The 11,976-nt window shown below is 43.0% G+C and carries 12 protein-coding genes; 5 read left to right on the forward strand and 7 right to left on the reverse strand.

Annotated elements, in window-relative coordinates:
• Positions 1 to 93 precede the first annotated feature (93 nt).
• A complete protein-coding gene (gene rpsG, locus ACQY1X_RS09035) occupies positions 94 to 564 on the reverse strand; it encodes a 30S ribosomal protein S7 (RefSeq protein ID WP_002739653.1) in 471 nt (156 codons plus the stop codon).
• 155 nt (positions 565 to 719) lie between these two features.
• Positions 720 to 1,103: a 30S ribosomal protein S12 gene (gene rpsL, locus ACQY1X_RS09040; RefSeq protein WP_002740176.1), complete on the reverse strand. Its 384-nt coding sequence runs from the start codon at positions 1,101 to 1,103 to the stop codon at positions 720 to 722.
• A 422-nt stretch (positions 1,104 to 1,525) separates the two neighbouring features.
• Here rpsL and ACQY1X_RS09045 point away from each other — a divergent pair, with 422 nt between their 5' ends.
• The 3 genes from ACQY1X_RS09045 (at position 1,526) to ACQY1X_RS09055 (ending at position 4,296) form a co-directional block, all read left to right on the forward strand.
• The gene (locus ACQY1X_RS09045) at positions 1,526 to 1,861 is read left to right on the forward strand and encodes a type II toxin-antitoxin system RelE/ParE family toxin (protein ID WP_002800095.1); all 336 of its coding nucleotides are present in this window, start codon (positions 1,526 to 1,528) and stop codon (positions 1,859 to 1,861) included.
• A complete protein-coding gene (locus ACQY1X_RS09050) occupies positions 1,854 to 3,011 on the forward strand; it encodes a HigA family addiction module antitoxin (protein WP_430015612.1) in 1,158 nt (385 codons plus the stop codon). Before ACQY1X_RS09045 ends, ACQY1X_RS09050 begins: the two co-directional genes overlap by 8 nt.
• An 88-nt stretch (positions 3,012 to 3,099) precedes the next feature.
• Positions 3,100 to 4,296, forward strand: coding sequence for a DNA double-strand break repair nuclease NurA (locus ACQY1X_RS09055; protein WP_149108011.1), 1,197 nt, complete (start codon positions 3,100 to 3,102; stop codon positions 4,294 to 4,296).
• A gap of 187 nt (positions 4,297 to 4,483) precedes the next feature.
• Here the strand turns inward: ACQY1X_RS09055 and ACQY1X_RS09060 are convergent, their stop codons facing one another.
• Both ACQY1X_RS09060 and metG read right to left on the reverse strand, forming a co-directional pair.
• On the reverse strand, positions 4,484 to 5,089 hold the full coding sequence (locus ACQY1X_RS09060; RefSeq protein WP_002743578.1) for an NYN domain-containing protein: 606 nt from the start codon (positions 5,087 to 5,089) through the stop codon (positions 4,484 to 4,486).
• Between the two features lie 104 nt (positions 5,090 to 5,193).
• Positions 5,194 to 6,807 carry a methionine--tRNA ligase gene (gene metG, locus ACQY1X_RS09065; RefSeq protein ID WP_430014434.1) on the reverse strand — a complete coding sequence of 538 codons (1,614 nt, stop codon included), beginning with the start codon at positions 6,805 to 6,807 and terminating at the stop codon, positions 5,194 to 5,196.
• A 155-nt stretch (positions 6,808 to 6,962) separates the two neighbouring features.
• Between metG and ACQY1X_RS09070 the strand changes: the two genes are divergently transcribed.
• Positions 6,963 to 7,679, forward strand: a complete 717-nt coding sequence (locus ACQY1X_RS09070) for a lysophospholipid acyltransferase family protein (protein ID WP_430015613.1) — start codon at positions 6,963 to 6,965, stop codon at positions 7,677 to 7,679.
• Positions 7,680 to 7,855: 176 nt separating this feature from the next.
• On the opposite strand, the gene ACQY1X_RS09075 is transcribed toward ACQY1X_RS09070, so the two are convergent.
• A complete protein-coding gene (locus ACQY1X_RS09075) occupies positions 7,856 to 8,548 on the reverse strand; it encodes a Rho termination factor N-terminal domain-containing protein (RefSeq protein ID WP_103111532.1) in 693 nt (230 codons plus the stop codon).
• Positions 8,545 to 9,879, reverse strand: coding sequence for an AAA family ATPase (locus ACQY1X_RS09080; protein WP_430015614.1), 1,335 nt, complete (start codon positions 9,877 to 9,879; stop codon positions 8,545 to 8,547). Before ACQY1X_RS09080 ends, ACQY1X_RS09075 begins: the two co-directional genes overlap by 4 nt.
• Before the next feature lie 85 nt (positions 9,880 to 9,964).
• On the opposite strand from ACQY1X_RS09080, the gene ACQY1X_RS09085 reads away from it, so the two are divergent.
• On the forward strand, positions 9,965 to 10,384 hold the full coding sequence (locus ACQY1X_RS09085) for a GAF domain-containing protein (protein ID WP_002740043.1): 420 nt from the start codon (positions 9,965 to 9,967) through the stop codon (positions 10,382 to 10,384).
• On the opposite strand, the gene ACQY1X_RS09090 is transcribed toward ACQY1X_RS09085, so the two are convergent.
• Positions 10,364 to 11,557, reverse strand: a complete 1,194-nt coding sequence (locus ACQY1X_RS09090; RefSeq protein WP_430014437.1) for an NAD(P)/FAD-dependent oxidoreductase — start codon at positions 11,555 to 11,557, stop codon at positions 10,364 to 10,366. The genes ACQY1X_RS09085 and ACQY1X_RS09090 overlap by 21 nt on opposite strands.
• Between the last annotated feature and the right edge of the window lie 419 nt (positions 11,558 to 11,976).

Here is an 11,976-nt window from a genome sequence, read left to right on the forward strand (position 1 = left end):
TTTACACTATTTACAATTCTATACTTTTCTTGACAGTTTTTTGGCGGCAGCGGTGTGATCCACCGCCCTTAAAGTATCTTTAAAGTATCTTTCTTAGTAACGATAGTGGGCAAAGGCTTTGTTTGCCTCTGCCATCCGGTGGGTTTCTTCCCGTTTTTTGATCGTGCCGCCGGTTTCATTGGCTGCGTCCATGATCTCGTTGGCTAGTTTACCTGCCATGGTTTTGCCACCTCTAGTCCGAGCATAGTGGACTAACCAACGCAGTGCCAATGTACTACCACGGTTGGTGCGTACTTCCATCGGCACTTGATAGGTGGCTCCACCGACCCGGCGGGCTTTCACTTCCACTAGGGGGGTGGCGTTTTTAACGGCTTTTTCAAATACTTCTAGGGGTTCTTGGCCGGTACGTTCGCCGACGGTTTTTAGGGCATCGTAAACGATGTTAGCGGCCAAGGATTTTTTGCCCGATCGCATGATCCGGCGGATGGTCATGCTGACTAAACAGCTATTGTAAACGGGATCGGGGGGAATAGGACGTTTTTTGACGTTTTTACGGCGAGACATCGGAATATTCCTGAATTTTCTAGGTTAACTTTAACTTTTGCTTGACAGTCGGATGATTACAGCCCATCTCAAACCCTCTCCTGCGAGTTTTCAGTCTCTTGGGTTAACTTTGACCGACTCGGTGGGAGTATTTTTTTGGTTAATCAATTCCCTGTTTATTTAGCAGCGGGTTTGGGGCGTTTGGTTCCGTACTTAGACCGCGCCTTTTGACGGTTTTTCACCCCGGTGGCATCGAGGGTGCCGCGAATGATGTGATATCTGACTCCGGGTAGATCTTTGACCCGACCGCCCCGAATGAGGACGACCGAGTGTTCTTGCAGGTTATGACCGATGCCCGGGATGTAGGCTGTCACCTCAAATCCAGAGGTCAAACGTACCCTAGCGACTTTCCGTAGGGCTGAGTTGGGTTTTTTCGGTGTGGTGGTATATACTCTTGTACAAACTCCCCGACGTTGGGGGCATTGTTTGAGGGCGGGAGATTTGGTTTTTCTTTTCGCTTTGGATCTTTCGTCGCGTATTAATTGCTGAATGGTGGGCATGATAGGGCTGTATCTAAGGTTACTCTGAACTCCTATTACCGAAGGTCAAATCGTTGACAAAAGGTCATTATAGCAAATTGTTGCTGTTGTTGTCAAGTCCGCGATTGTGCTTTTCTCCGGTTTAGATGTTAGAGATTGTCTTTTTCTTGGGCGGCGGCGGCACTCAATTCGGGCGTTATTAGACGATAAAATTACAGCTTCGTTGTTTTGGCTTGATAGTGCGATTTTAGCGATAATTATCACCTGATTAATCGGCTAATATCTGAAAAACTGTCTCTAGCTAACCTCATTTTCAGAACTGGTGTCTAGAGTATTAGCTCTTAACGATATATTTAGAGCGTTTGTACTGGATGCGACCCGGGTGTGCTGCCATAAAATATTGTTAACCTTTGAGGTTAACAATATTACAAGGGTCATCTACAATGGATATTGTATTTAAGGAAAAAAAATTTGAGAACGAATGCAATAGCCAAAGACTACTGAAAAAACAGTATGGAGAGAAGATGGCTAAGAAAATCAGGCAAAGACTCGACGACTTAAAAGCAGTTATTGTCCTGGAGGAAATGCGATCGCTGCCGGGACGTTGCCACGAATTGTTACATAACCGTGCTGGACAACTATCTCTAGATTTAGTTCATCCTCTCAGACTAATTTTTGAGCCGGCTAATATACCGATTCCTCAAAAAGCAGACGGGGGAATTGATTGGAAGAAAGTAACCGCAGTCGTAATTATTGGCATAGATGACACCCATGACTAATACTATTGAGAACAGATATGCACCGGATTTTATTTCTCCACCGGGAGAAACCCTTGCCGAAATCCTAGAAGAAAGAAATATGTCTCAATCGGAACTCGCCCAACGCATGGGCAGACCAAAAAAGACTATCAATGAGATAATAAAAGGTAAAGCGGAGATTACTATCGATACCGCCTTACAGATAGAGTTAGTGTTAGGAACTCCCGCCAGTTTCTGGATAGAGCGCGAAAGACTTTATCGGGAATATTTAGCGAGAAAAAATGAGAATCAAAGATTAAAAGGTTATTTAGGCTGGTTAAAACAAATTCCTTATCGGCAGATGACTGAATTAGGCTGGCTCAAGTTTGATGAGGATAAAATAGAGCAATTACGAGAGAGCTTGAATTTTTTTGCCGTTGTCTCCCCTGAGCAATGGGAGGAGATTTGGGGGAGAAATTTATCGATTGATTTTAGAAAGTCTCAGGGGTTTGAGAGCGATCAAGGGGCAATAACAGCATGGTTACGTCAAGGAGAAATAGAAGCATCGAAAATTAATTGTGCTGATTACAACGAGTTGAAATTCAGAGATGCCTTGCGACAAATTCGTTCGTTAACTATTAAGTCTATCGAGGTATTTCAACCGCAAATGATCGAGCTTTGTGCGGCAGCGGGGGTTGCCTTGGTTTTTGTTCCTGAACTTCCGAAAACAAGGGTACACGGTGCTACCCGTTGGTTAGGTTCTCAGAAAGCTTTAATTCAATTGAGCGATCGATACAAAACAAATGATCATTTTTGGTTTTCTTTTTTTCATGAAGCTGGTCATATTTTATTACATGGGAAACGAATTTTATTTTTAGAGGGGCAAGATATTCAAGATACAATTAAAGAAAAAGAGGCGGATGTTTTTGCGGCTAATTTCTTAATTGCTCCCAGAGATTGGCAGAGATTTATCGCCAATAATTCTCTCAGTAAAAAAGCTATTAATCAATTTGCCGAACAACTAGGAATACACCCTGGTATTATTGTTGGTAGAATGCAACATGAGCAAATTACTTCTTATCAAAACTATAATGATCTCAAGGACAAATATTGTCTAAATACGCAAGATTCCTTTTTGGTATTGACGAGCGACTCCCCAAAAGGAAAACTTCCTATCTCACCCTTGAGATAAATGCTGTAAGCGGAGATTACTATGGATAAATTTGGCAATAACTGACAAAATTGCGATAAAATCAAAAAAAGTCAGGGAGAGGATAGCTATGCTCGATCTTGCGAAATTAGCGGCAAAAATGCCAGGAATCAGTCAACATTTTCAACAGGAAGTGGCAGCTAGTCGCGAGCGCGTGCAACGGGCTAAAATTCTTTTAGAACAGGCTCAACAGCAACAGGAAAAACTGCTAGAACTCTATCATAACTGGCACGATCGCCTAATTTTCTCCGTCGCGCTACCGATCGAACCTCTCGACACCCGCGTTACTATCCTTCCCGCTCCCGAAAGTCATAGCGTTTTTGCCACGGATGGTTCCCAAATTGCCCCTTCTCACCACGAAATCGCCTACTGTTATCTAATTAATATCGGTAGGATTATGTTGCACTATGGTCAAAATTTGCACCCGCTCCTCGATAGCATTCCCGAAGTCTATTACAAATCAGAAGACCTCTACATTTCTAAACAGTGGGGTATTCGCGTGGATGAGTGGATGAGTTATCGTCGGACGGTATTAGAAAGCCAAATGTTAGCAGAAATGGCTACCCGTTGGGTAAAACCCCCTGGGGCCCATTATGAACCAAATTTAGCCCTCGTGGATGGTTCTTTGATCTATTGGTTTATCGATAGTCTCCCCCCGGAAGCAAAAGATTTAATTTTGCCACCGATTTTTCAGTCTTGGGACGATTTAAAATCAGCTAGAATCCCGCTTATGGGTTATATTAGTGCTTCTCGTAGCACGGAAAGCTTAAATTTCCTCCGTTTACAATCTTGTCCCCATGATACTCCCAATTGCTTGATCAATTGCGGTGATTTAGACCCAGAAAAAACCCCTTGTCGCGTTGTCGATCCTCTCCGGGATGCTTCTCTCTGGGGTTATTTATTGGAACCGGGGCAAAGAAGTCCTTTTTGGCGCAGTTCTTTGAAAATACTCGATCTTTATGGGGATGAGCATCGCATTTACTTCTGTTATCTCCATGTGGGGACGGAAATCGCTAGGGTAGAGGTTCCTGCTTGGGTGGTGGAGGAGCGAGAATTACTCGATCGCTCTTTGAGTATTTTACTGGCCCAGGTGTTAAAAGGTTATGGTTATCCGATCGCCTTAGCGGAAGCGCACAATTTAGCTGTGATCAAAGGTGGCGATCGCTTGCGTTTTTTTGCCCTTTTGGAACAACAGATGATTAAAGTCGGTTTACAGGATGTGGGAACATCTTATAAGGAAGCGAGAAAACGCAGTAGTATCGCTTGATAGTAAATCTGTTGAGTATAGGCTACATATCAGGACAGGCAAAAGGCAATAGGTAAGAGGCAAAAGAGGGAATAAATAATCAGTCTTTAATAACCGGATTTAGTATCACTGATAACTGATAACTGATCACTGATAACTGAAAAAGGTGGGTAATTCCCACCTTAAACTTGATTTTTGCCGAATTTTTCTAGCGACTGCTACGATCTTGATCCAAGACGCTGACGGGGAAATTATTATAACTAACGTGATGTTTGCTAGTTTTCTGAATTTCTTCTTTAATTTGATCTAGATCAACATAGCGATCGGCTACATTAATTAAACTATCACTGGTCATCGATCGCAAACTAACCACTTCCACTCGCGCACCACGGTAACTGACGGAATCGGCAGCATAGGCTAAATCCCCATCACCACTGACAATTACTGCGGTATCATAGGAACCCACTAGCGCCATTAAATCTACGGCAATTTCCACGTCGAGATTGGCTTTTTTGGAACCATCGGGTAATTGTACCAGATCTTTAGCGATGACTCGATAACCGTTGCGACGCATCCAGAGGAGGAATCCCTGCTGTTTTTCGTTAGTGCGATCAACTCCAGTATAAAAGAAGGCGCGCAAGAGACGAGAACCGGCAGTTAAACGACAAAGTAATTTGGTGTAGTCAATTTCGATACCTAATTGCAGAGCCGCATAAAATAAATTAGAACCATCGATGAAAATCGCCACACGGCCGCGATTTTCTAGCACTTGTTCGGGGGTAAAGACTGGGGCTGTATCATAATCATCAAACATTTTATTTTTCCTCGTTTGTTTGTTAAAAGTTTAGTGTTGGGTGTTTGCCAGTTGTATCCGAAAGGACAACAGACCTTAAAAAATAGAGTTATCAAAAAATTCCTTTAGGAATCGTTTAACGGCAGTTCTAGTTTAGAAAAGATCGGTTCAGGTGTTCCTAGTTGTGGATTTGTGGGTAATCCCCATTGACAGTGTTGGAAAAAAGAGACACTATCAGGGAAGTTTTCCCCATCCTCCGACCTGAAAGTATTAAAATCAATAACAAAACCTAGTTGTTGATAAATTTTACTGCTCAAGGTCGGTATTATCGGTGAGAGTAGGTAGGCAGAGAGTCTTACTGATTCCAAAACTGCGTAGAGGACTTGTTCTACCGCTGCTTGTTGTTTCTGTTTAAATAAACTCCAGGGCGCACTCTCATCGATAAACTTGTTACTAGCGCGAATCAACGCTAATATTTCCTCACAGGCTTGATTAAATTGTAGCGCATTGTACTTCTGTTCAACAATGCCCCCTAGATTGATCCCCATATTCTTAAGACGATTATCGTTGGGGATATCTACGCCAGTCAACTGGGGGGGGATATTTTGGCAGTATTTTTTGACCATGCCTAGGGTGCGATTGAGGAGGTTGCCTAAATCGTTGGCTAAATCTGCGTTAAGAATATTAACAAATCTGGTTTCCTGAAAATCGCCATCCTGTCCTAATTCAATCTCTTTAACGAAATAGTAACGGACGGCATCGGCCCCATAGCGATCAACCAAATCGAAGGGATCGAGGGTATTACCGAGACTTTTGCCCATTTTCCGCCCGTCTTTGGTCAAAAAGCCGTGGCCGAAGACTCTTTTAGGCAAGGGTAAACCCGCCGACATTAGCATAGCCGGCCAATAAATGGCATGGAATCTTAATATATCTTTACCGATCAGATGCAGATCGATCGGCCACCATTTGGCCAAGGCATTTTCTAGGGTGGGTTCGTCTTCGGGGTCGAGAAGGGCGGTAACATAGCCAAGAAGGGCATCAAACCAAACGTAGATGGTATGCTGACCATCGTGGGGAATGGGAAACCCCCAAGCCACATTAACCCTAGAAATGGAGAAGTCCTGTAGTCCCTGGTTGACGAAGTTGAGAACCTCATTACGTCGGCTTTCCGGTTGAATAAAATCGGGTTGTTCTTGGTAAATTTGTTCTAGTTGTGCTTGGTATTTAGAGAGGCGGAAAAAATAGTTTTCCTCGTCGCGCCATTCGGCGGCCAGATTAGTATGAATGGGACAACAGCCATTATCTAACAGTTCTCTTTTTTCCTTAAATTCTTCACAGGCGACGCAATACCAACCCTGTTGGCGATCAAGATAGATATCGCCCTTTTCCCAGACTCTTTCAAAAAATTCGTTAACAATTGCCTGATGACGGGGGGCAGTGGTGCGACTAAAGCGATCATACTGGATCTGTAGCTTGGCCCAGAGATTGGCAAAACTGGTGGCTATGCGATCGCAATGTTCCTGGGGATTGAGTCCTTTGGCTGCCGCAGTCCGTTCGATTTTCTGTCCGTGTTCGTCGGTTCCTGTAATCAGGAGGACAGAATTGCCCTGTAACCGCTTCCATCGTGCCATAACATCCGCTACGATCGTCGTGTAAGCACTACCGATGTGGGGGATATCGTTGACATAATAAAGAGGTGTTGTTAAAGCAAATGTTTTTCGCTCATTCAAATCATTCATGAAATTTATTTTTTTAAATAGACGAGGCTGCCCCAAGGCTGATCCGTAGATGATTGGGAGACAATCCCTATGTTTTATGATCCTCTAATTCTGTTTTATCCTTTAGTTGTGATCTAAGTCAATAAAAACAATCTTAAGGCCGATTTTTTTTTTCCATGAAGCTGCTTACCCCCCTATCCACCTCTCGTTTAATTCTTGATACCACGCGCACGAGTCTGTTTACCGTCGGTCAAGAAAATCTACCCAGCCAAGGAGTGGCGATCGTGGTAAGTAACCATCGCAGCTTTTTGGACGCGCCGATCTTAATTCAAGCTTTGGGCAAAACTCTCCCGATCGCCTGTCATCACTACATGGGAAAAACGCCGCTTTTGCGGGAATTAATCGGAGAATTGGGCTGTTTTCCCTTTGATACCCCTGAAAAACGCCACCAGACTTTTTTTCGGCAAGCAACGGATTTTTTACAGTCCGGACGATGGATCGGTTTATTTCCAGAAGGTGGATCGCCGATGTTAAATTTGACTGCTCCTCGTCAAATTAGCCGTTTTCAAAGCGGATTTGCCCATTTAGCCTTGGGTTGTCCCGTGGAGAATCTATCTGTCTTACCTGTGGCTATTCTCTCCGAGTCGGAAACTACTATTAGTCCTTTTCCCGTGCGTTTGCTGCGCTTATTAGATACCACAGAACCTTTATTCGATCAAGATGGTTGGCATCCCGTTGTCTTTTATCATCGTGTCAAGGTGGCGATCGGTCGTCCCTACCGAATTACTGAAAGCGATCGCTCAGATTATCAAGGTAAACAAGGAAAAAAAGCCCTTAATCGTTTAATTGGTCATTGTCAGTCGGAAATTAGCGATTTATTGCTGAAGGGCTAAGTCAGGAGGCAGGAGGCAGGAGGCAGGAGGCAGGAGGCAGGAGGCAGGAGGCAGGAGGCAGGAGGCAGGAGGCAGGAGGCAGGAGGCAGGAGGCAGGAGGCAGGAGGCAGCTTTTTTCTTCCCACTTCCTAACTCATAATTCATAATTGATAATTCATAATTGATACTCCTTTTTCTTATTGCGCCAATATTCTGACTAGCTCTGCTTTCTTCATCTTGCTTAAACCAACGATTCCCTTTTCTTTGGCTAGAGTCTTTAATTCAGAAACAGTCTTGAGTTTGAGAGTTTCTTCTGAAAACTCCTCAATCACTGCATCTTGTTGAGATTGAGGAGTGAGATAAAAGACAGTTTTGAGTAAATCTAATCCCTTCCCTTTTGTAATTCCACACTTGAGGGCAACAATTGAGTCTAAACTCTTCCAGAATTGACGGGGAGCCTCATCAATCCTAGCAGTAGCAGTGGCTAATTTAACTGTTTTTAGTGGGCTATTCGGTTGTTCAATTAAGAACTGTAAAGCAGATTTAATTTCTTCTCTTGAAGCTGTTGACAGATTTAGTTTTGGGGTTTCTTCTCTTGCCAAAACTCTGGATATATTCCTAGCATCTTCTGTTCCATCAGCAATAATACACCAAATTCTTTCTAGTCCAGCCCTTTCAGCCACAGCATAAACAAATGAGTTGCCGATAACTTCATAGCGATCCTCTGATAGTTCTTTCACGATTACAGGCAGCCAATTGCGTCCACCTGTCTGCTGTAATAGTTTAGCAGTAGCTTCAATTAAAAAACTATCAGCATCGGTCCCATTGGTAATTTCTATTTCATCTAAGTAGAGATACTTCAAAGTACCAATATCGGTATATTCCATCATTGTAAAAAATACTCCTTTGCTAAGTCTTCGTAGTAGTAATAAACGGAACGATGTTTATAAACGGCTGGCACGCGAGCGAAAGCAGCACTGGCTATAATAGCGTATTCTTGCAGGTGATGAATATGTAGATCTTTTTTGGCATTAGTGTATCTGGGATAAAAATAGGGTGTAAGGGTTTTGTCATTTTTTAGTATTTGATCAATTTCTTTTTGGGCAAGTTCTAACTGTGGTTGAGTAATCTTCTCACCGTTGAAAAAAATTGGTAAGGCTATGGGAGTCCCATCTTTTTTTGATTTTTGCATTTCCGGCAGAAACTCCTTGATGGCAGTGGCTGCATTATTAAGGGAGAATGAATTGTTATGTTTTGTGGGTAAGAGGACAACATCGGCAGCATAAACAGCCAGCTGGCTAGTAAATCGCCAATTGGGAGCTGCATCTATAAAGATGTAATCATATTCATATCTAGCTAAGTCTAATTTTCTATGGAGAGTGGATATTTTCATTTTAGAATGATAGTCAAATTCCGTCAGCCCTGCTATTTTAGGATCAGCAGGAACAACATCGAAGGTAATTTGTAGTTTTGTATTCTTAAAAATATAAGGAATAATCACTGATTTTAGATCAATATTCTTATCAGTTAAAGCCTCTTCTAGTAGTCCATCTTGTGGTTTTATATTTAGGAGAGAGCTAGTTAAATCTCGTTGATTAAAATCAAAGTCTAAAACTAGAACTTTTTTACCTAAAAAAGCAAGAATAGCCGCAAGATTTACGGTGGTGGTGGTTTTGCCTACACCGCCTTTATTATTGTAAACAGTAACCGTTAATGCTTTGGGAGTATTGTCAATTTTTGTCTTGATCAGAGCTATAGTATCATCAATGTTCTCAGGAGTTAGCTCTATGCAAGTAGTAGCAGGAAAAATGGTTTTACCATGTTTTCTAAATAACTGGATGTGTGAACCGTTAGTAATAATTCCCCATTGGGCTGCTTTACACTTAGTCCCTAATAACTGACGCTTTAACTTATCGACAGTTGCCTTATAACCTGGACTATTTTCAGTTAGGTTAATCTCTCTACCCTTTAACTCTATCAGCAGAAAAGGATTACTCTTTGTCTGCAAAAAAATATCGTTTTCTGGGTTTCTCCGAGTGGCAAAGTCGGTAATCCCACCGCCTCCCGTGTCGTACTGTGGGATTATCTCCGTGGTTGAAAATCCTAAATATGATATCAGGTAAGGTGCAAAGTTGGTGCTAACAATAGCTTCCGACGCATCTTGAGGCAAATGCTGAAGATAAGATTTGAGACTTTTTACTTTGGGGGTGTTATCTTTCATTTGAGTTCACAAACTATAGACTAAAGTTAATGAATCGCTGTTTTTTTTGAGTATAACACTCTATCTCCTCAACCCCTAACCCATTATGGAAAAATTAACTAATCTCGATCGCTTGGCTGAAGAAATTTTAGGTTTAATTCCAACAGAAACGGTTATCATTGCCGAATTTGACGGTGATAGTATTTATTATCGGGCGGGTGCGGGTAAAAACACCGGGGCAATTGTGGGCAAAAGGGGTGATATTGCCACGTCGGGATTGTGTACGGTGGTTTACCAGGGTAGTTGTCCGGTGGTGGTGGGACAAACTCTCGGAGATAATCGCATCCGTCAGGATATAGCGGTCGCTTTGGGGATAAAAACGGCTTTAGCTGTGCCAATTAGGGTTAATAATCGGTTATTTGGTGCAGTAATGCTATTAAACCGTCTCGATGGTCAGGAATTGACCGATCGAGATAGTTTATTAGTGGAGGAATATCTGAACTCGCTATTCAGAAATGAGGGATAGAAGCGGTTGGGTAATCCAGTTGAATGCTACGGCGATTTGATGGTTAAGGGTGGGCAGACGGTAGAGATAGACTAAGCGACGGGTAAGATGGGCAAGGGGACCGGCTAATTCTAGTCCTAAACCGCTAATAGTAGCTTCATCGACTCCGAGGGTCAACATTTCGCCTAAAGGTTGATAACGGAAGGGTAAAGCCGGTTTATCGTGGAAACTCGCCCAAATATTCCAAGCGCAGTAGTCGGACTGTTGAAGGGCCACTTGGGCCGTGGCAGCGTATGGTTTATCCTCTTGATCGCGACCATCGGCCGCATCGCCGATCGCGTAGATGCTGGGGTTTTCGACAGTTTGTAAATATTGATTAACTTTTAGTAATTTGCGCTCATTATGTGCTAGGGGCAAATTAGCGATCAGTGGAGAGGCGATCGGGCTAACGGTCCAGAGAATTAGATCAACGGGGATATTGTCGATCTGTCCTTTGTAGTCAAGGGAGAGGCGATCCGCTTGGATGTCGGCGACGGTGGTTTCGAGGTCTAACCAAACTAGACGTTTTTCTAGGGCTTTTTTGGCGGTGTCGCGGTTAAATTGGGTTGAAGGTCCAAGTATATCGCTATTTCTTTCGATCAGACGAATTCTTCCCCTTTCTCCGAGGCGATCAGCCAGCTTACAGGCTAATTCTACGCCGCTATAACCGCCCCCGATAATGGCGACCCGAATTTTATCGCGATCGGATTGTTCTAGGGTTTTGAGTCGATCCCGAAGACGATAGGCATCCTCTAGACTACGAAAGGGGATAGCGTGGGTTCTGGCCCCGGGTAGGAATTCAAGGGAAGATTGACCACCGAGGGCGATCACGAGGCGGTCATAGCATATATCGTTTTTATTGTCAAGGGTTATTTTATGATTATTAACATCGATCGCCGTGACGGTTCCCTGTTGGAAGTCAACGGGGGTATTAGCGAGCAATTCGCTGAAAGGGGGAGCAATTTCCCAGGATTGCAGTTCTGAGGTGACTAATTCGTAGAGAAGGGGAGAAAATAAAAAGTGATCGCTTTTATCAATTAAGGTAATTTGGGGAGGGTGTTGATCGCTCCAAGGCAATTGACTCAAACGTAAAGCAGTATAGAGTCCACCAAAACCACCACCGAGAATACAAATTTTTGGGCTTGAGTCAGTCATAAGTAGTCGTGCAAAATAAATTTCCTAGTGAAGATAGGCAAGAGGCAATAGGCAAGAGGCAAAAGCTTTATCGAAATGTGTAATTAATTTTGCTTAGGTACTTATCGATCGCTGAGGGTTTTGTTTCTTATTTTGACACTCCCTGCCGTAAAATGGACGGGGAAACTTAAACCCAAATTTTCGGTAAACCAGGAAAGAAAAATAGTTTTTATTTATCTACCCAGCCAAATCGTCAGCAAAGCCAAAATTGTAGCCAGAAAAAGGATATGATTCATCCAATCATCGAAAGACCAATTTTTAAACATAATTTATTTCCTTAAAATCGAGGCTTACTGCTCAACAGCTTACCTTAATTTCTAATAGAAGTGCTATCGGGTGCAGCCGGTTGACCCGGGCAATATATTAAGATTAGTTAAGGG

The sequence above is a fragment of the Microcystis protocystis FBCC-A270 genome, from assembly GCF_050500235.1.
Classification (GTDB): domain Bacteria; phylum Cyanobacteriota; class Cyanobacteriia; order Cyanobacteriales; family Microcystaceae; genus Microcystis; species Microcystis ichthyoblabe_A.